Source organism: Streptomyces altiplanensis (genome assembly GCF_053591575.1).
The window spans coordinates 1-16,622 of the sequence record NZ_JBSFUB010000095.1; the positions used below are offsets into that span (position 1 = coordinate 1).

The window sequence follows — 16,622 nt, forward strand, 5'->3', positions numbered from 1 at the left end:
GGCGCGGTGGGGCGGGGGCGGCGGGGGGGCCCCCCCCGGGGCGGCCCCCCCCCCCCCCCCCCCGCGACGGTGTCCGTGTACGCGCCCGGGCCCGTGTCCGCACCCCGGCGGCGGAGGCCGGAGAACGGTGGCGATACTGGGCTCATGAAGCTCAGCCGCCCCGTCTCCTGGTTCCTGCTCGCCTTCGGGGTGTGGAGCTGGTTCATCTGGATCACTTTCGTCAAAAACCTGTGGAAGGACGGCAGCGGGCTCGCCTTCGACGACGCGGGTGACCCGACCACGTACTTCTGGGTGCACCTGCTGCTCGCCGTCACGTCCTTTCTTCTGGGGACGGCCGTCGGGGTGATCGGGTTGCGTGGGGTGCGTGCCCTGCGTCGTGAGCGGAACCGGGGATGACCGTGGGTGCTGTACTGGGTGTCGTCGTCGGCGTGCTGGTGGCCGTCGGTCTGATCGGTGGGGCGCACTGGTACGTGTGGCGGCGGCTGGTCCGCGACACGACCGTGCCGGGCGGTGCCGCCCGGCGGGCGGGCACGGTGGCGGCGGTGGTGCTGCCGCTGCTGGCGGTGGGCGCGCTCGTCTCGGGGCGCTCCGGCGCACCGTTCTGGGCGCAGCAGGTGCTGGCGTGGCCGGGGTTCCTGTGGCTGGCGGTGCTGATGTACCTGCTGCTGGCGCTGGTGGTGGGCGAGGCGGTGCGGCCCCTGCTGCGGTGGTGGCTGGGGCGCGGGGGCGGAGCGTCGCCGGACGGGGCGGCCGGGGAGACTTCCGCCACCCCGCCCCTCCCCGCGACCGGGGGGCGGGCCGCCCGGGCCCCCGGCAGCGGCCGGATACCGGCCGTGGCGGCGCCGGGCGGCACGGAGACGGGCACGACGCACAGAGGCACGCACACGGGTACGCACACCGGCACGGACACGGTGACCGCGCCCGCGGCCTCCGTGGCGCCCCCCGCTCCCGCCCCCGCCGACGGGAACGGCGGAACCGGCGGAACCGGCAGGACCGCCGGCGCCGGCCCCTCGGGGGACCTCTCGCGGCGGCTGTTCGTCTCACGGGTGGTGGGCGCCGGTGCCGCGGTGGCCGCGCTCGGAACCGTCGGGTACGGGACCTACGGGGTACTGCGCGGCCCGCAGGTGAAGCGGGTCCGGGTGCCGCTGGCCAGACTGCCGCGGGGCGCGCACGGGTTCCGGATCGCCGTCGTCAGCGACGTGCACCTGGGGCCGATCCTCGGACGCGCGCACACCCGGCGGATCGTCGACACCATCAACTCCGTCCAGCCCGACCTGGTGGCGGTCGTCGGTGACCTCGTCGACGGGAGCGTGGCCGACCTGGGGCCCGCGGCCGAGCCGTTGGCGCAGCTCCGGGCCCGGCACGGGTCCTTCTTCGTGACGGGCAACCACGAGTACTTCTCCGGCGCCGGGCAGTGGGTCGAGCACGTGCGCGAACTCGGTCTGCGGCCGCTGGAGAACGACCGCGTCGAGATCGCCGGCTTCGACCTCGCCGGGGTCAACGACGTCGCGGGCGAGAGCGAGGGGCAGGGCCCCGACTTCGTACGGGCGCTGGGGGACCGGGACCGTACCCGCGCCAGCGTCCTGCTCGCGCACCAGCCCGTCGTCATCCACGACGCGGTGGAGCACGGAGTGGACCTGCAACTGTCCGGGCACACCCACGGCGGCCAGCTCTGGCCCGGCAACCACATCGCCGCCCTGGCCAATCCGACCGTCGCCGGTCTTGAGCGGTACGGGGACACCCAGCTGTACGTCTCGCGGGGCGCGGGCGCGTGGGGCCCGCCCGTCCGGGTCGGCGCGCAGTCCGACATCACCGTCGTGGAACTGGCTTCCCGCCAGGCGTGACCGCCTGCCGCACCCCGGCCGGCAACCGGTGCCCCGCCGCCGGTCAGTGCGTCTTGCGGGAGGCCGCCGCCTGGGCCATCCCCGGCAGGAAGTCCGTGAACAGCTCGTGCACCTCGCGTACGAGCGGACGCAGCACCCGGAAGCGGGAGAGCGCGACCCCGCGGCTGGTGAGGCGGGCGCCGCGTTCGGCGAGGCGGCGGCTGCGCTCCCGGTCCTCGGAGCGGTCGAACACCCAGTACAGGACGAGTCCCATCTGGGAGAGCCACATCAACTCGGGGAGGATGTCCCGCAGTTCCTCGGCGACCTTGGCCTTCGACCCGGCCAGGACCTCCCGGTGGACGGCGATGGCCGCCTCGCGGGCGTGCTCCGACTCGGGGGAGAAGGGACTCAGCGGGCTCTCGGGGTCCGCGGCGTTCTTGAAGAACTGGGCCGCGAACTCGTGGTACGGCGCGGCGATGTCCAGCCAGGCCTTCAGCACCCCGGCCATCCGCGCCTCCAGATCGGTCTCCCGGTCCAGCACGGGCCGGACCGCCGCCTGGTGTTCGGCGGCGATCCGGTCGTAGAAGCCCTGGACGAGGTGTTCCTTGGAGCCGAAGTAGTAGTACGCGTTCCCTACGGAGACGCCCGCCTCCTTGGCGATGGCCCGCATGGTGGTCTTGTCGTAACCGCGCTCCTGGAAGAGCTTGAGGGCGGTTTCGAGGATGAGCGTGCGGGTCTGCTCGCTCTTGGGGGCCTTGTCTTCTTTCACGGTGACCGAGCCTAGCCGGGGACGGAGCACCGGTCGCCGCAGGGCGGGGTGCCCCCCGCTCCGGCCGGCGCGGCCCCGCGGTACTTGGCGGCCGCGAGCATCGACACCCGCACGAAGGGGGCGCCCGCCGGGGTGGCGAGCCAGTGGGCCTTGGCGCGGTGGTCGGCCAGGGCCCAGAGGCAGACCACCCAGGCGGCGGGGCCGGTGTAGACCTGGCCCCTGTCGCCGATGAGGGTGATCTCCCGCAGGGTGCGGGCGTGGTCGAGGCGGGGGTACCTGCGCCGCGCCTCGTCCGAGCCGGCCGGCACCAGGTCCAGCGGTACGAGCTGACGCTGCCGCAGCAGCCAGTTCCGCAGATGGACGCAGAGGGAGCACTGGGCGTCGTACAGGACCGTCAGTCTGCTGACCGGGGTGGCCGCGGCGACCGCGGCGGCCGGGGCGGCCATCGCGCTCACATCCCGGCGGGAGCGGTGGTCCAGCCCTGCGGCGGGACCGGCGGGCGCTGCTCGCGCTCCATGATGGACCGCCGCCGGATCTTGTTGAGGACCCAGACGTTGCCGAGGTGCATGACGCCGAGGACGAGCAGGACGACACCGAGCTTCACCGAGAGCGCCTCGAAGAGTCCGCGGGCGTTCTCGACGGTGTCCGCCGCCTTGAGGTACAGGGCGACGAACCCGAGGTTGACGAGGTAGAAGCCGACCACCAGCAGGTGGTTGACCGCGTCGGCGAGCTTCTCGTCCCCGTGCAGGACGCTCGCGATGAAGATGCGCCCGTTGCGGCTCAGGGTCCGCGCGACCCAGATGGTGAGCGCGACGCTGATCAGCAGGTAGACGGCGTAGGCGACAACAGTGAGGTCCATACCCCACCCCTTCTTGAACGTGTTCAAAAGGCTGGCTGGAATGAATCTAGGCCCATTTTTGAACATGTTCAAGTGGGGCGGCGGCCTCATGAAAGTCCTCTTCTGGATAATCCGCCACGGATCGAATTGTTACGCTTGCCGGTATGACCGCCATGACGCCCACCCGCACCGAACCGGACCTCTCTTTCCTCCTCGACCACACCAGCCACGTCCTGCGCACCCAGATGTCCGCCGCGCTCGCCGAGATCGGCCTGACCGCCCGGATGCACTGCGTGCTCGTCCACGCCCTGGAGGAGGAGCGCACCCAGATCCAGCTCGCCGAGATCGGCGACATGGACAAGACCACGATGGTGGTGACGGTGGACGCCCTGGAGAAGGCCGGCCTCGCCGAGCGCCGCCCCTCCAGTACGGACCGGCGGGCCCGGATCATCGCGGTCACCGAGGAGGGCGCCCGCGTCGCCGGGCGGAGTCAGGAGATCGTCGACCGCGTGCACCGGGAGGCCCTGGCCGGACTCCCCGAGGGGGACCGGGAGGCCCTTCTGCGCGCCCTGAACCGCCTGGTCGGCGACGCCCTGGCCGCCCCCGCCGACAACCCCCGGCCGGCCCGCCGCGCGCGTCAGCCCAGGAAGTAGGTCCCGGGAGGCGGGCCGGGGGCGGGGCCGTGGGGCGGGCCCGGAAAGTAAGACCGAAAAAAATAGTCTGCAACAAAACCATCTGCTACGGTCTCTCCTGTCGCCCCAACGGACAGGAGAGACCGCATGTCTGCCGCATCCGCCCCATCTCCCGCGTCACCCGCCGCCCCCCGCTCGCGCCGGCTCGCCCTCGGAGTCATCGCCACCGGGATGCTGATGATCGTCCTCGACGGCTCCATCGTGACCGTGGCGATGCCGGCCATCCAGCAGGACCTGGGCTTCACCCCCGCCGGCCTCAGTTGGGTCGTCAACGCCTACCTGATCGCGTTCGGCAGCCTGCTCCTCCTCGCGGGGCGGCTCGGCGACCTGATCGGCCGCAAGCGCATGTTCCTGGCGGGCCTCGCGGTCTTCACCGCCGCCTCACTGCTGGCCGGCGCGGCAGCCTCCCCCGCCGTACTGATCGCCGCCCGCTTCCTCCAGGGCATCGGCAGCGCGATGGCCTCCGCCGTCAGCCTGGGCATGCTCGTGACGCTGTTCACCGAGCCCCGGGAGCGCGCCAAGGCGATCGCCGTCTTCAGCTTCACCGGCGCGGCGGGCGCGTCCGTCGGCCAGGTGCTCGGCGGCGTACTCACCGACGCGCTCGACTGGCACTGGATCTTCTTCATCAACCTGCCCATCGGCCTGGCCGCCCTCGCGGTCGCGGTCGCCGTCCTGCCCGGCGACCGCGGTCTCGGCCTCGGGGCGGGCGCGGACGTCATCGGCGCCGGCCTGGTCACCGCCGGCCTGATGCTCGGCATCTACACCGTCGTCAAGGTCGAGGAGTACGGCTGGACCTCGGCGCACACCCTCGGCTTCGGCGCCCTCGCCGCCGTGCTGCTCGCCGCGTTCCTCGTCCGCCAGGCCACCGCGGAGAACCCGCTCATGCCGCTGCGGATCTTCCGCTCGCGCAGCGTCTCCGGCGCCAACCTGGTCCAGATCCTGATGGTCGCCGCGCTCTTCTCCTTCCAGATCCTCGTCGCCCTCTACCTCCAGAAGGTGCTCGGGTACGGCGCCGCCGAGACCGGCCTCGCGATGCTCCCGGCGGCCGCCGTCATCGGCGCGGTCTCCCTGGGCGTCTCCGCCCGCCTCAACGCCCGCTTCGGCGAGCGCAACGTCCTGCTGGCGGGCCTCGTGCTCCTCATCGGCGTCCTCGGTCTCCTCGCCCGCGTCCCCGTGCAGGCCCACTACGCCGTCGACCTGCTCCCGGTGATGCTGCTCGCCGCCGGCTTCGGCCTCGCCCTGCCCGCGCTGACCACGCTCGGCATGTCCGGCGCGAGCGAGGAGGACGCGGGCCTCGCCTCCGGGCTGTTCAACACCACGCAGCAGATCGGCATGGCCCTGGGCGTCGCGGTCCTCTCCACCCTGGCCGCCTCCCGCACCGAGAGCCTGGCGGCGGACGGCAGGAACCGGGCCGAGGCACTGACCGGCGGCTACCACCTCGCCTTCGCGGTGGGCGCGGGTCTCCTCGTCACCGCCTTCGCCGTCGCCGTCACGATGCTGCGCCGTCCCGAGCGCCGGCCGGCCGCCGGCCAGGACGGCAACGTCCCGGCCGCCACCCTCCCCGTCACGGTCTGACCGACCACCACACCGAAAGGCCGCACCCCATGGACACGACGACCACCACCACCGACACGCCCCCCGCCACGACCGAGAACGACGGCCCCGCGCCCCGCGTGCTCACCGACGGGGAACTGACCCGGCTCCTGGAGCGGCAGCGGTTCGGCGTACTCGCGAGCGTCAGGAGCACCGGTCACCCGCACCTGTCGACCGTGCTCTACGACTGGGACCCCGAGGAGCGCGTCCTGAGCGTCTCCTCCACGGCCGACCGCCTGAAGGTCCGTCAGCTCCGCCGAGACCCGCACACCTCACTGCACGTCAGCGGCCCGGACGTCTGGTCGTTCGCCGTGGCCGAGGGCGAGGCGGAGATAGTGGACCCGGCGGACGGGGCGGCCCCCGCCGGCCGGCCGGCGCCCGACCGGCGCGTGACGATCCGGATCCGGGTCTCCCGCCTGTACGGGACCGCCCTCGACATCCCCGCCCAGGACTGAGGACTCAGTGCGTACGCCGGATCCGCGGCGCGCCCGTCACGGACATCACCAGCGAGTACAGCGTCGTCGTGGCCGTGATGAACGCGCGGTTGTTCTTCGGGCCGCCGAAGGAGATGTTCGAGACCGCCTCGGGGACGCGGACGCGGCCGATGAGCGTGCCGTCCGGGTCGTAGCAGTGCACCCCGTCGTCCATCGCGGCCACCCACAGCCGGCCCTCGTCGTCGAAGCGGATGTTGTCGAAGCGCGCTCCGTCCCGGGCCTCGGCGAAGACCTTGCCGTCGGAGAGGGTGCCGCCCTCCCGCACGTCGAAGACGCGGATGCACCCGGCCCGCGTGTCGGAGACGTACAACTGCCGCTCGTCGGGGGAGAAGACGAGGCCGTTCGGCGCCTCGGTGCTGTCGGTGACCAGCCGGACCTCGCCGGTGGCGGGGTCCGCCCGGTAGACGTTGCAGGAGCCGATCTCGCTCTCCGCGCGGAAGCCCTCGTAGTCGCTGGTGATCCCGAAGTCGGGGTCGGAGAACCAGACGGAGCCGTCGGAGTGCACGGTCGCGTCGTTCGGGCTGTTGAGCCGTTTGCCCTCGAAGCGGTCGGCGACGACGGTGACCGTGCCGTCGTGCTCGGTGCGGCTGACGCGGCGGTTGCCCTGCTCGCAGCTGATCAGCCGGCCCTCCCGGTCGAGGGTGTTGCCGTTGCTGTGCCCGGCGGGGGAGCGGAAGACACCGACGGTGCCGGTCGTCTCGTCCCAGCGCAGCATGCGGTCGTTGGGGATGTCGCTCCAGACGGTCTGCCGCCAGGCGGGCACGTAGAGCGGTCCCTCCGCCCAGCGGCAGTCGTCGTACAGCGTCTCCAGCCGCTCGTCCCCGCTCGCGCACCGTCCGGTGCGGAAGCGGTCGTCCAGGACCTCGTAGACCGAACTGCGGGCGGTGGCGGACACGGGCGGGCCTTTCCGGTCGGCTGTCAGACGCTGAGCGAGCGGGCGTAGTTGATCTGGCCCATGACCATGTGGAAGGTGTCGGGGCCGACGGCCGGGATCATCGTGGAGTGGTGGCGGCCGCCGCTGGTCACCGTGACCTGGATGAAGCCGGTCGTCGTCTTCTCCTTCATCAGGAGGAAGAGCAGACCGAGCAGGCAGAAGATGAAGAAGATGACGGCCAGCACGATCGCGACCGTCGGCATCTTCTCCTCGGTGCGGGACATGTCGGTGGCCGTCCACACCGCGCCCCTGAGCGGCATCGTGCCGGACGGGGTGACGATCGAGTCGTTCATGACGGTGATGTCGCCGATCGACATCAGCGGCGCGCCCCCGCCGCCCGCCGGCGGGCCGGTGTACGGCACCGGGGTCCCCGGCAGCGTCGGCTGCTGCGGATAACCGTAGCCCTGCGCCTCGTGGGGATAGCCGTAGCCGGGGGTCGGCCCCCACTGGTACTTCCCGTTCGGATCACCGTCCGCCGCGTACGGATTCGGATTCTGCTCGCTCATGGTTCCCCGTGCTCCCCTCGGCCCGTGTCCTGTGCCTCTGAATCCTGACACAAGGCGGCCCCGCCGACCGGGTGAACCGGAGGGCGGGGCCGCCTTGTGCTCTACGACCGGGAAGGGGTCAGAAGCGACGCGTGATCAGCGCGCGCTTCACTTCCTGGATCGCCTTGGTGATCTCGATGCCGCGCGGGCAGGCATCCGTGCAGTTGAACGTCGTGCGGCAGCGCCACACGCCGTCCTTGTCGTTCAGGATCTCCAGCCGCTGCTCGCCGGCCTCGTCGCGCGAGTCGAAGATGAAGCGGTGCGCGTTGACGATCGCCGCCGGGCCGAAGTACTGGCCGTCGTTCCAGAACACCGGGCACGAGGACGTGCACGCGGCGCACAGGATGCACTTGGTGGTGTCGTCGAAGCGCTCGCGCTCCTCGGCGGTCTGCAGACGCTCACGCGTCGGCTCGTTGCCCTTGGTGATGAGGAAGGGCATGACGTCGCGGTACGCCTGGAAGAACGGGTCCATGTCGACCACGAGGTCCTTGAGGACCGTGAGGCCCTTTATGGCCTCGATCGTGATCGGCTTCTCCGGGTTGATGTCCTTGATCAGCGTCTTGCAGGCGAGCCTGTTCTTGCCGTTGATCCGCATCGCGTCGGAGCCGCAGATGCCGTGCGCGCACGAGCGGCGGAAGGTGAGCGTGCCGTCGGTCTCCCACTTGATCTTGTGGAGACCGTCGAGCACGCGCTCCTTCGGGTCGATCTCGATCTGGAAGTCCTGCCACTCGGCCTCGGCCGAGATCTCCGGGTTGAAGCGGCGGATCCGGAAGGTGACCGTGATGTACGGGGAGGCGACGGACGCGGGCTTCGCGTCGTCGACCTTGTCCAGGGTCGGAGTAGCCATCAGTACTTACGCTCCATCGGCTGGTAGCGGGTCTGGACGACCGGCTTGTAGTCGAGACGGATCGACTCGGTGCCGTCGTCGCCGACCTCGCGGTACGCCATGGTGTGGCGCATGAAGTTGACGTCGTCGCGGTTCGGGAAGTCCTCGCGGTAGTGACCGCCGCGGGACTCCTTGCGCGCCAGGGCGGACACGGCCATGACCTCGGCCAGGTCGAGCAGGTTGCCCAGCTCGATGGCCTCCAGCAGGTCGGTGTTGAACCGCTTGCCCTTGTCCTGGATCGACACGTTCAGGTACCGCTCGCGCAGCTCGCCGATCTTAGCGACCGCCGTCTTGATCGTCTGCTCGGTGCGGAACACCATCACGTTGGCGTCCATCGTCTCCTGGAGCTCCCGGCGCAGGTCGTGGACCCGCTCGGTGCCGGTGGAGTTGCGCAGGCGCTCGACCTGCGCGACGACGAGCGACGCCGGGTCCTCGGGGAGCTCGACGTAGTCGTGCGCGGCCGAGTACTCGGCGGCGGCGATGCCGGCGCGCTTGCCGAAGACGTTGATGTCGAGCAGCGAGTTGGTGCCCAGGCGGTTCGCGCCGTGCACCGAGACGCAGGCGACCTCGCCGGCGGCGTACAGGCCCGGAACGACCGTGGTGTTGTCCGCGAGGACCTCACCCCTGACGTTCGTGGGGATGCCGCCCATGGCGTAGTGCGCGGTCGGCTGGATCGGGATCGGGTCCGTGTAGGGCTCGATGCCCAGGTACGTCCGCGCGAACTCGGTGATGTCCGGGAGCTTCGCGTCGAGCTGCTCCGGCGGCAGGTGCGTGAGGTCGAGGAAGACGTGGTCGCCCTCGGGACCGCAGCCGCGGCCCTCACGGATCTCCGTGTAGATGGAGCGCGAGACGACGTCACGGGACGCGAGGTCCTTCATGACCGGCGCGTACTTCTCCATGAAGCGCTCGCCGTCCTTGTTGCGGAGGATGCCGCCCTCACCGCGGGCGCCCTCCGTCAGCAGGATGCCCATGCGCCAGATGCCCGTCGGGTGGAACTGGAAGAACTCCATGTCCTCCAGCGGCAGCCCGCGGCGGTACGCCGCGGCCTGGCCGTCACCGGTCAGGGTGTGCGCGTTCGACGTCACCTTGAAGAACTTGCCGGTGCCGCCGGAGGCGAAGATGATCGCCTTCGCCTGGAAGATGTGGATCTCGCCGGTCGCCAGCTCGTAGGCGACGACGCCCGCGGACTTGCGGACCCCGTCGACCTCCTGCATCAGCAGGTCGAGGACGTAGAACTCGTTGAAGAACTCCACACCCTCCTTGACGCAGTTCTGGTACAGCGTCTGGAGGATCATGTGGCCGGTGCGGTCCGAGGCGTAGCAGGACCGGCGGACCGGGGCCTCACCGTGGTTGCGGGAGTGGCCGCCGAAGCGGCGCTGGTCGATGGTGCCGTCCGGGGTGCGGTTGAACGGCAGGCCCATCTTCTCCAGGTCGAGAACGGAGTCGATGGCCTCCTTCGCCAGGATCTCGGCGGCGTCCTGGTCGACCAGGTAGTCGCCGCCCTTGATCGTGTCGAAGGTGTGCCACTCCCAGTTGTCCTCCTCCACGTTCGCCAGCGCGGCGGCCATGCCGCCCTGCGCGGCGCCCGTGTGGGACCGGGTGGGGTAGAGCTTCGTCAGCACGGCGGTGCGGCTGCGCTTCGTCGACTCGATGGCCGCGCGCATGCCCGCGCCGCCGGCGCCGACGATGACGGTGTCGTACTTGTGAATCTTCATGGTGGTTGCCTCAGCCCCGGGCCTAGCGGATGTTCGGGTCGAAGGTGAAGATCACCAGCGTGCCCAGAAGGACGGTGAACACCGTGGCGGTGTACAGCAGGTTCTTCAGCCAGAAGCGGGTGTTCGGCCGCTCCGCGTAGTCGTTGATGACGGTACGCAGGCCGTTGGCGCCGTGCAGCATGGCCAGCCACAGCATGAGCAGGTCCCAGGTCTGCCAGAACGGCGAGGCCCAGCGGCCGGCCACGAAGGCGAAGCCGATCTTGGACACGCCGCCGTCCAGCACCAGCTGGATCAGCAGGTGGAAGAGGACCAGGACGACCAGCACGATGCCGGACAGCCGCATGAACAGCCAGCCGTACAGCTCGAAGTTCGTACGGGTCGACTTGGGCGTCTTCTTGGTACGAGCGCGGGGCGGCTCGATGACGGGAGCGGGGTTGTCCACGTCGTAGCGGCTTACGCCCTCGACGGGGCCGACTGCGCCAGTGGTCTCGATGGACATGTGCCTCAGCTCCCGAAGACTTCGCGTACGGCGTGGCCGAGCACGGGGTAGAGAGCGCCCGCCATCAGCACGATCCAGATGCCCATCACGGTCCAGAGCATCTGCTTCTGGTAGCGCGTGCCCTTGGACCAGAAGTCCACGGCGATGACACGGAGACCGTTGAGTGCGTGGAAGAGGATGGCGGCGACGAGGCCGTACTCCAGCAATGCCACGAGAGGGGTCTTGTAGGTGGCCACGACGTCGTCGTACGCCTCGGGGGAGACGCGGACGAGAGCGGTGTCGAGGACATGCACGAACAGGAAGAAGAAAATGAGGACGCCGGTGACTCGATGAGCCACCCAGGACCACATACCTTCCCGGCCGCGGTACAGCGTTCCAGCCGGCACGGAAAAACCCTCCGGGAGCGGGGATCAGGGTCGGCCGGCTTCGATGTCGGTCTGACCCGGCCGGGTACGGTCCACCGGCCCCGGTCATCGTAGCGACGACTTGTCGGTTCGTTCGCGCGGGGTCCACTGGTGTGATCAAAGTGGCAGTCAAACGGCCACGGACGGGCTATCGGGCGGGTTCCTGGCAGCCGGTCTGGCAGGCAAGGTCGGTGTTTGCCGGGAAAAAGCCGGTTTTCCGCGGATCGGAGACGATACGGGCGAGCCGTCCCCGCGCCAGCCCGCGCAGCTCGTCGGCGGCGACCGCCCGCTCCTCGTCCGGTTCGTTGCCCAGCCGGGAGCGGATCCCGGCCAGCACCTGGTCGAGGTGCTCCTCGGGGCGGAAGCCGTCCAGGCAGATCACGAAGGCGTGGCCGAAGCTGCTCTCGTACGCCGCGTGGGCGGCGCGCAGCGCGGTGTGCGCGGCGGCGGGGGCGCCCTCGTGCGGGCCCGCCGAGGATTCGCGGCTCAGCGCCTCGGAGATCTCGTCGAAGGACAGGTCGTACGCCGCCTCGTCGGCCGCGGCGAGCAGCGAGCCGACATCGGGGTAGGGGCGGTGTGCGGCGACGCGACGCGCCCAGCGCGGGCTGGCGCAGCAGGCGAGCAGGGCGGTCTCGGCGGCGCCGGCGGACGCGGCGTTGAAGCGGCCGAGGCCGGCGGGGGTCGCGGGCCCGCGGTTCTGCTCGGGTATGGCCGTACGTCCCGGCGGTGCGCTGGACAGCGTGAGCTCCTCGGAAGGGGGCCGGCGAGAAGGGTGGGGCGGGTGAGACACCACGCTATCGATGATCTTCAAATGCTGTCGACGGATGCGTGAATCTCACCCGAACGGGAGAGTTTGAACACACATACTGGCCCATTAGTGGACGATTAGGGGGCCGATTGGGCATCGTTTGCTGAATGATGTCGCAATTCAGGGGGCCGCTGGCCGTGGCCGCCGCCTCCTTGCTCGTCCCGCTCATCGCCACCGCCGTCCCCTCGGCGTCGTCGGCACCAGCAGAACCAGCAGCGCCGTCCACCAAGGCAGCACCGCCCGCCAAGGCGGCACCGTCCACACCGTCCGCGCCGTCCCCGAAGGCGGGGCCGACCGAGCCGCCCAGCGCCGTCCCGTCCGTACAGGAGTACGACGCCGCGACCGGCCCGGGCTGGCAGCCCCAGCGCTCCACGCGGGTCGTCGTGGCGCCGGGCGACAGCGAGCTCGCCGACGAGGGCAAGCTCCTCGCCCAGGAGATGAAGCGCGGCTTCTCGTCCACCGGATCCGGCCGCGCCGGTGACATCGAGCTGGCGCTGGCTCCCGGCGGCGCCCCCGAGTCGTACACCCTCACCGTCCGTGACGGACGGGTCCGTGTCACCGGAGCCGACGAAGCCGGTGTCTTCTACGGGACCCGCACCGTCAAGCAGGCCCTGCGCGCCGACGGCCGCCTGTCCGAGGGCGTCGTGCGCGACAAGCCCGCCAAGCCGCAGCGCGGACTGATGCTCGACACCGCGCGCAAGCACTACACCGCCGGGTGGATCGAGGACACCGTCCGCGAGATGGGCGACCTCAAGCTCAACCAGCTCGTCCTGCACTTCTCCGACGACCAGGGCTTCCGGATCGCATCCGACAGCCACCCCGAGATCGTCTCCGAGCAGCACCTCACCAAGGCCGAGGTCCGGCGGATCGTGAAGCTGGCCCAGAGCCGCCACATCGAGGTGATCCCGGAGATCGACTCGCCGGGCCACCTCGGCGCGGTGATGCGCGCGCACCCGGACCTCCAGCTGCGCGACGTCAACGGCACGGCGACGCCCGGCGCCGTGGACATCTCCAACCCCGCGTCCGCGCGGATCGTGGACGACCTGCTGAACGAGTACGCCGGTCTCTTCCCCGGCCGCCACTGGCACCTCGGCGGCGACGAGTACCAGGCGCTGATGAAGCGGGACCCGGAGGCGTCGTACCCGCAGCTCGCCCGCGCGGCCGTCAGCAAGTACGGCTCCGGCGCCAGGATCCAGGACCTGGCCACCGGCTGGCTGAACGACCGCGCCGCGGCCCTCCGTCCGCACGGCAAGCGGCTCAAGTCGTGGAACGACGGCCTCCACGCCGGCGGCGTCGTCAAGGCCGACCAGGACCGCGAGGTCGAGTACTGGACCGGCAAGGAGATCGGCGCGCGGCAGCCGGCCGAGTACCTGGGCGAGGGCCGCAAGCTGGTCAACGCCAACGACGAGTACCTCTACTACGTGCTCGGCGAGCCCAACACCTTCACCTACCCGACCGGCCGCCGCATCTACGAGTCCTGGACGCCCCTGGTCCTGCGCGGCACCGACCCGGTGCCGGCGCGTTACGCGGACCAGATCCTGGGCGGCCGCCTCGCGATCTGGGGCGACCTCCCGAACGCCCAGACGGAGGCGGAGGTCGCACGCGGCATCCACCTCCCGCTGCGCGCCCTCGCCCAGAAGACCTGGGACGCGGACAAGCCCGCGCTGGACTGGGAGGGCTTCAAGGCGCTGGCCGGGCGTACGGGCTGACGGCCCGAGCCGCGCACTTGTGAGGACGGCCCGGCCGGCGGCGTATGGTCCGCGTACAGCCGCCGGCCGCCGGCCGGCGTCCGCACCCGCCCCGCCCGTTTCCGGGCCCGTGGCGGCACTCCGCCCGCCGGCCGGGCCGTCGTACGCCGTGCTCGCGACCCTCTTCGTGCGCGCGCCGTCGCGCATGCGGCACCCCAAGGCGACCGCGTCCTCCCCCGTTTCGGCTGACATGGTCACACCATGACGTGACGCGGGCAGAATGTGACAGACGCGTGGGGAGAGCGGGGCATGGGTTTCTGGGGTTACTTCGTGGTCGGCCGGAGCGGGCGGCCGCTCGCGGAGCTGGCGGCGCTCGCGGACGTACGGGAAGGCCTGGTGCTCCACGAGACGCGGGGCGACGGGTGGCAGGTGTGGGTGCGGTCCAGTGAGCCGCAGGCCGGCGACATGGGGGCGCTCGCCCGGGGGGTGTGCGGGGAGACGGGGACGCCCGCGCTGTTCGCGTTCGTCATGGACAGCGACTGCGTGGTCGTGGAGGGGGCGACCTCCGCGGAGGCGGCCGGTTCCTGGTTCGGCTGCCTGGGGCGCGAGGCGATGGCGGGCCACCTGGGCGCCGACGGGCTGGTACTGGAGGACCTGTTCCTCACGCCGGAGAGAGCCGCGGTGAAAGCGGTGGAGTGGGCGGCCGCGACCGGACGGACCGTGGCCCCGGGCGCACTGGCCGACGTACTGCGGCAGGAGGCGGACCCCCTGGCCGAGGAGCTCTTCGCGCGCTTCCTGGACCGGCTGGGGCTGTGAGCGGGCGGTGAGCGGGCGATGAGCTGTCTGTGACGTAATCGCGGTGCGGTACGCAGTCGGAAGGAGAAGGTCCGCACCGAGCGGGCCCTGCAGTGCCGAGGGAGGCACCGTGACCCTGGTGGAACTGATCGGCCGCGCCGACGAACGGAGTCTGGCGGCGAGCGCGGTGGCCTGCCTGGACCGCTGTCTGCCCCTGCTGGAGTACGTCGAAGGCGCCGAGCGCATCGGCCTCGACACGGACGAGGCGCTCAGGCCGCTGTGGGCCGCGGTCGAGGGCGGCGACGCCTGGCTCGGCCGGCTGCGCCGGGTCGCGGTCGTGGTGGAGCGCGTCGCGGGGGCGGCCCCCGGTGAGCTGGCCGGCTTCGCCAGCCGCATGGCCGCCGCCGTCCCCACCGCCTACGACGAGCTCGCGCTGCGCGAGTGGGCCGAGGACTGCTCGGCCGCCGTGCTGGAGGTCCACCTGCGGCTGGACGGGGTGGCGCCGGGCGACCACGAGGCGCGTGTGAAGGCGTACCGCAGCGGCGGGACCGACGGCATCGGCCCGCTCACGGCCGGCGAGCTGCGCCGCCAGGCCCAGCTCCTGGAGATGCTCTCCGGGGACTCGGGGGGCGGGCTGAACCACGCCCTCCAGCTCTCGAACGAGGGCAAACGCGTCCTGCGGGCCGCGGCCTCACGCCGGGCCCGCAGCAGCGGCTGACCGGCTCGCCCGGTTCGCCGTGTCCTTGCCGGCGTGCTCCGCCGGCTCGCGACCCGGCGGTGTGCGCGGGGCACGCCCCGCGCCCTTTTCCGGGGGCGGCGGGGCGGGGAGCGCGTCCGGCTCCGCTACGGGGCCGGCGTCCGGCCGGTGTCGGAGGGCGTGGAAGGCGTGGAGGAGGCGGGGGGCGTGGAGGAGGCGGGGGGTGTGGAGGAGGCGGGGGGTGTGGAGGGAGCGGAAGGCGTGGAAGGGGCGGAGAGGGCGCTCGCCGCGGTGCGGATGGCGGGCAGGTCGGCGTAGAGGTTGCTGCCGGGGCACTCGGTCGGGTAGCCGTCGCGGTGCCCGGAGATCCGGCCCATGACGACCTGCTGGCCCAGCTTGTACTTGCCGTTGTCGGCGCCGGCGGTCAGTGTCGCGGTGCCGCTCGGGTCGTGCCCGTACAGACCGAGCTTCCAGGCGGTGACCTTGGCGACGGACTCACGGACGACGGGTGTGGTGGTCGCGGTGTTGTAGTTGCCGAGGACGGAGACGCTGCTCGTGCCGGTGTTGAAGCCGTAGGTGTGCGCGCCCTGGACGGGCTTGTCGATGCCGCCCGCGCGGCCCTCGAAGAGGGTGCCGCACTTGTCGACCAGGAAGTGGTAGCCGATGTCGTTCCAGCCCTGGCTCCGCACGTGGTAGATGAACAGACCCCGGACGACCGAAGCGGATTCGGCACAGGTGTAGCCGTTCGACCCGGCCGTGTGGTGGACGAAGACGGCCTTGGTGCCGGCCGTGTACGTCGGAGGATCCGCCACCAGCGACTCGTCGGCGCCCCAGCCGGCCCGTGAGGTGACGGACGGCTGCCCCGGCGCGGTGGGTGCCACGGTCGAGGTACGGGGGGAGGGCGTGTCGGCGCTCCCGGGGTCGACCAGATCGACGCGCAGCCCGTCCGGCAGGCGCCGCTCCGCGGACACGCGCAGCTGTACGCCGTCGGAGGGGCCGGTCCACAGCGGCTGGGTACCGGCGCGCAGGCCGGGACCGGAGTGCTCGGGCCCGCTCTCCGGCGTACGCACATCCGTGTCGAACGCGCGCCAGCCGGACCAGGCTCCCGTGCGGCTGTCCCGGGTGCGGACCTCGGCCGTACCACCGAGCTGGGTGTACGGGTCGTCCCAGGTGAGGCCGACCAGACTGAACGGCGGGGTGGTGTGCTGCGGGAGCGCGCGCACGGCCGGATCACCGCCGGCCGGGACGTCGAGGGTGTGCAGGGTGCCGGACGTCCCGGCGGTCCCGGCGGTCGCGGCGGGGGCGGGCGGGGTCGCGGGGGCCGCGGGGCCGGCGAGGGCGAGCGGACCGGCGGCCAGGGACGACGCGGCGAGCAGCACGGCGGCGCGGCCGAATGCCTTCGGCTTGCCTGCCGAAAGCTTTTGAATTGTGGAAATGCCAGT

General features: G+C 71.6%; 19 protein-coding genes. 8 read left to right on the forward strand and 11 right to left on the reverse strand.

From position 1 onward, the window contains the following. Positions 1 to 144: 144 nt before the first annotated feature. Positions 145 to 396, forward strand: a complete 252-nt coding sequence (locus ACWD0Y_RS29450; protein WP_450263359.1) for an SCO4848 family membrane protein — start codon at positions 145 to 147, stop codon at positions 394 to 396. After that, complete coding sequence (locus ACWD0Y_RS29455) at positions 393 to 1,844, forward strand: metallophosphoesterase (protein WP_450263360.1); 1,452 nt, start codon at positions 393 to 395, stop codon at positions 1,842 to 1,844. The genes ACWD0Y_RS29450 and ACWD0Y_RS29455 overlap by 4 nt, the downstream gene beginning before the upstream one ends. Before the next feature lie 43 nt (positions 1,845 to 1,887). On the opposite strand, the gene ACWD0Y_RS29460 is transcribed toward ACWD0Y_RS29455, so the two are convergent. Genes ACWD0Y_RS29460 through ACWD0Y_RS29470 form a run of 3 tightly spaced genes read right to left on the reverse strand, consistent with a single transcriptional unit; the run spans position 1,888 to position 3,451 of the window. Then, positions 1,888 to 2,592: a TetR family transcriptional regulator gene (locus ACWD0Y_RS29460; RefSeq protein WP_450263361.1), complete on the reverse strand. Its 705-nt coding sequence runs from the start codon at positions 2,590 to 2,592 to the stop codon at positions 1,888 to 1,890. Positions 2,593 to 2,603: 11 nt separating this feature from the next. Continuing rightward, positions 2,604 to 3,038, reverse strand: coding sequence for a thiol-disulfide oxidoreductase DCC family protein (locus ACWD0Y_RS29465; protein WP_450263362.1), 435 nt, complete (start codon positions 3,036 to 3,038; stop codon positions 2,604 to 2,606). Positions 3,039 to 3,043: 5 nt separating this feature from the next. After that, the gene (locus tag ACWD0Y_RS29470) at positions 3,044 to 3,451 is read right to left on the reverse strand and encodes a hypothetical protein (RefSeq protein WP_450263363.1); all 408 of its coding nucleotides are present in this window, start codon (positions 3,449 to 3,451) and stop codon (positions 3,044 to 3,046) included. Positions 3,452 to 3,594: 143 nt separating this feature from the next. Between ACWD0Y_RS29470 and ACWD0Y_RS29475 the strand changes: the two genes are divergently transcribed. From ACWD0Y_RS29475 to ACWD0Y_RS29485, 3 genes are all read left to right on the forward strand, one after another. Next, on the forward strand, positions 3,595 to 4,083 hold the full coding sequence (locus ACWD0Y_RS29475; RefSeq protein WP_450263364.1) for a MarR family winged helix-turn-helix transcriptional regulator: 489 nt from the start codon (positions 3,595 to 3,597) through the stop codon (positions 4,081 to 4,083). Positions 4,084 to 4,209: 126 nt separating this feature from the next. Continuing rightward, a complete protein-coding gene (locus ACWD0Y_RS29480; protein WP_450263365.1) occupies positions 4,210 to 5,697 on the forward strand; it encodes an MFS transporter in 1,488 nt (495 codons plus the stop codon). A 29-nt stretch (positions 5,698 to 5,726) separates the two neighbouring features. After that, positions 5,727 to 6,170: a pyridoxamine 5'-phosphate oxidase family protein gene (locus ACWD0Y_RS29485; RefSeq protein ID WP_450263366.1), complete on the forward strand. Its 444-nt coding sequence runs from the start codon at positions 5,727 to 5,729 to the stop codon at positions 6,168 to 6,170. Positions 6,171 to 6,174: 4 nt separating this feature from the next. On the opposite strand, the gene ACWD0Y_RS29490 is transcribed toward ACWD0Y_RS29485, so the two are convergent. From ACWD0Y_RS29490 to ACWD0Y_RS29520, 7 genes are all read right to left on the reverse strand, one after another. Beyond that, a complete protein-coding gene (locus ACWD0Y_RS29490; RefSeq protein ID WP_450263367.1) occupies positions 6,175 to 7,104 on the reverse strand; it encodes an SMP-30/gluconolactonase/LRE family protein in 930 nt (309 codons plus the stop codon). A gap of 23 nt (positions 7,105 to 7,127) precedes the next feature. Further along, complete coding sequence (locus ACWD0Y_RS29495; protein ID WP_450263368.1) at positions 7,128 to 7,649, reverse strand: hypothetical protein; 522 nt, start codon at positions 7,647 to 7,649, stop codon at positions 7,128 to 7,130. Between the two features lie 118 nt (positions 7,650 to 7,767). Then, positions 7,768 to 8,535 carry a succinate dehydrogenase iron-sulfur subunit gene (locus tag ACWD0Y_RS29500; protein ID WP_450263369.1) on the reverse strand — a complete coding sequence of 256 codons (768 nt, stop codon included), beginning with the start codon at positions 8,533 to 8,535 and terminating at the stop codon, positions 7,768 to 7,770. Further along, positions 8,535 to 10,289 carry a succinate dehydrogenase flavoprotein subunit gene (sdhA, locus tag ACWD0Y_RS29505; RefSeq protein ID WP_450263370.1) on the reverse strand — a complete coding sequence of 585 codons (1,755 nt, stop codon included), beginning with the start codon at positions 10,287 to 10,289 and terminating at the stop codon, positions 8,535 to 8,537. The genes ACWD0Y_RS29500 and sdhA overlap by 1 nt, the downstream gene beginning before the upstream one ends. A gap of 22 nt (positions 10,290 to 10,311) precedes the next feature. Further along, the gene (locus ACWD0Y_RS29510; protein ID WP_093799430.1) at positions 10,312 to 10,788 is read right to left on the reverse strand and encodes a succinate dehydrogenase hydrophobic membrane anchor subunit; all 477 of its coding nucleotides are present in this window, start codon (positions 10,786 to 10,788) and stop codon (positions 10,312 to 10,314) included. A 5-nt stretch (positions 10,789 to 10,793) separates the two neighbouring features. Continuing rightward, on the reverse strand, positions 10,794 to 11,174 hold the full coding sequence (gene sdhC, locus ACWD0Y_RS29515; protein ID WP_078606921.1) for a succinate dehydrogenase, cytochrome b556 subunit: 381 nt from the start codon (positions 11,172 to 11,174) through the stop codon (positions 10,794 to 10,796). Positions 11,175 to 11,340: 166 nt separating this feature from the next. Then, a complete protein-coding gene (locus ACWD0Y_RS29520) occupies positions 11,341 to 11,985 on the reverse strand; it encodes a 2-oxo-4-hydroxy-4-carboxy-5-ureidoimidazoline decarboxylase (RefSeq protein ID WP_450263371.1) in 645 nt (214 codons plus the stop codon). 125 nt (positions 11,986 to 12,110) lie between these two features. Here ACWD0Y_RS29520 and ACWD0Y_RS29525 point away from each other — a divergent pair, with 125 nt between their 5' ends. From ACWD0Y_RS29525 to ACWD0Y_RS29535, 3 genes are all read left to right on the forward strand, one after another. Further along, positions 12,111 to 13,709: a beta-N-acetylhexosaminidase gene (locus tag ACWD0Y_RS29525; RefSeq protein WP_450263383.1), complete on the forward strand. Its 1,599-nt coding sequence runs from the start codon at positions 12,111 to 12,113 to the stop codon at positions 13,707 to 13,709. A 288-nt stretch (positions 13,710 to 13,997) separates the two neighbouring features. Further along, positions 13,998 to 14,504 (forward strand): hypothetical protein, encoded by a 507-nt coding sequence (locus tag ACWD0Y_RS29530; protein WP_450263372.1) that lies wholly within the window; start codon positions 13,998 to 14,000, stop codon positions 14,502 to 14,504. Positions 14,505 to 14,613: 109 nt separating this feature from the next. After that, positions 14,614 to 15,201 (forward strand): hypothetical protein, encoded by a 588-nt coding sequence (locus ACWD0Y_RS29535; RefSeq protein ID WP_450263373.1) that lies wholly within the window; start codon positions 14,614 to 14,616, stop codon positions 15,199 to 15,201. A gap of 125 nt (positions 15,202 to 15,326) precedes the next feature. Here the strand turns inward: ACWD0Y_RS29535 and ACWD0Y_RS29540 are convergent, their stop codons facing one another. Then, a complete protein-coding gene (locus tag ACWD0Y_RS29540; protein ID WP_450263374.1) occupies positions 15,327 to 16,559 on the reverse strand; it encodes an N-acetylmuramoyl-L-alanine amidase in 1,233 nt (410 codons plus the stop codon). Between the last annotated feature and the right edge of the window lie 63 nt (positions 16,560 to 16,622).

Bases quoted from the DNA above. Each gene is read 5' to 3' on its own strand.
- ACWD0Y_RS29465 (WP_450263362.1), bottom strand. From the start codon at position 3,038: ATGGCCGCCCCGGCCGCCGCGGTCGCCGCGGCCACCCCGGTCAGCAGA.
- ACWD0Y_RS29475 (WP_450263364.1), top strand. From the start codon at position 3,595: ATGACCGCCATGACGCCCACCCGCACCGAACCGGACCTCTCTTTCCTC.
- ACWD0Y_RS29500 (WP_450263369.1), bottom strand. From the start codon at position 8,535: ATGGCTACTCCGACCCTGGACAAGGTCGACGACGCGAAGCCCGCGTCC.
- ACWD0Y_RS29485 (WP_450263366.1), top strand. From the start codon at position 5,727: ATGGACACGACGACCACCACCACCGACACGCCCCCCGCCACGACCGAG.
- ACWD0Y_RS29455 (WP_450263360.1), top strand. From the start codon at position 393: ATGACCGTGGGTGCTGTACTGGGTGTCGTCGTCGGCGTGCTGGTGGCC.
- ACWD0Y_RS29525 (WP_450263383.1), top strand. From the start codon at position 12,111: ATGTCGCAATTCAGGGGGCCGCTGGCCGTGGCCGCCGCCTCCTTGCTC.
- ACWD0Y_RS29450 (WP_450263359.1), top strand. From the start codon at position 145: ATGAAGCTCAGCCGCCCCGTCTCCTGGTTCCTGCTCGCCTTCGGGGTG.
- sdhA (WP_450263370.1), bottom strand. From the start codon at position 10,289: ATGAAGATTCACAAGTACGACACCGTCATCGTCGGCGCCGGCGGCGCG.
- ACWD0Y_RS29470 (WP_450263363.1), bottom strand. From the start codon at position 3,451: ATGGACCTCACTGTTGTCGCCTACGCCGTCTACCTGCTGATCAGCGTC.
- ACWD0Y_RS29480 (WP_450263365.1), top strand. From the start codon at position 4,210: ATGTCTGCCGCATCCGCCCCATCTCCCGCGTCACCCGCCGCCCCCCGC.
- ACWD0Y_RS29510 (WP_093799430.1), bottom strand. From the start codon at position 10,788: ATGTCCATCGAGACCACTGGCGCAGTCGGCCCCGTCGAGGGCGTAAGC.
- ACWD0Y_RS29495 (WP_450263368.1), bottom strand. From the start codon at position 7,649: ATGAGCGAGCAGAATCCGAATCCGTACGCGGCGGACGGTGATCCGAAC.
- ACWD0Y_RS29530 (WP_450263372.1), top strand. From the start codon at position 13,998: ATGGGTTTCTGGGGTTACTTCGTGGTCGGCCGGAGCGGGCGGCCGCTC.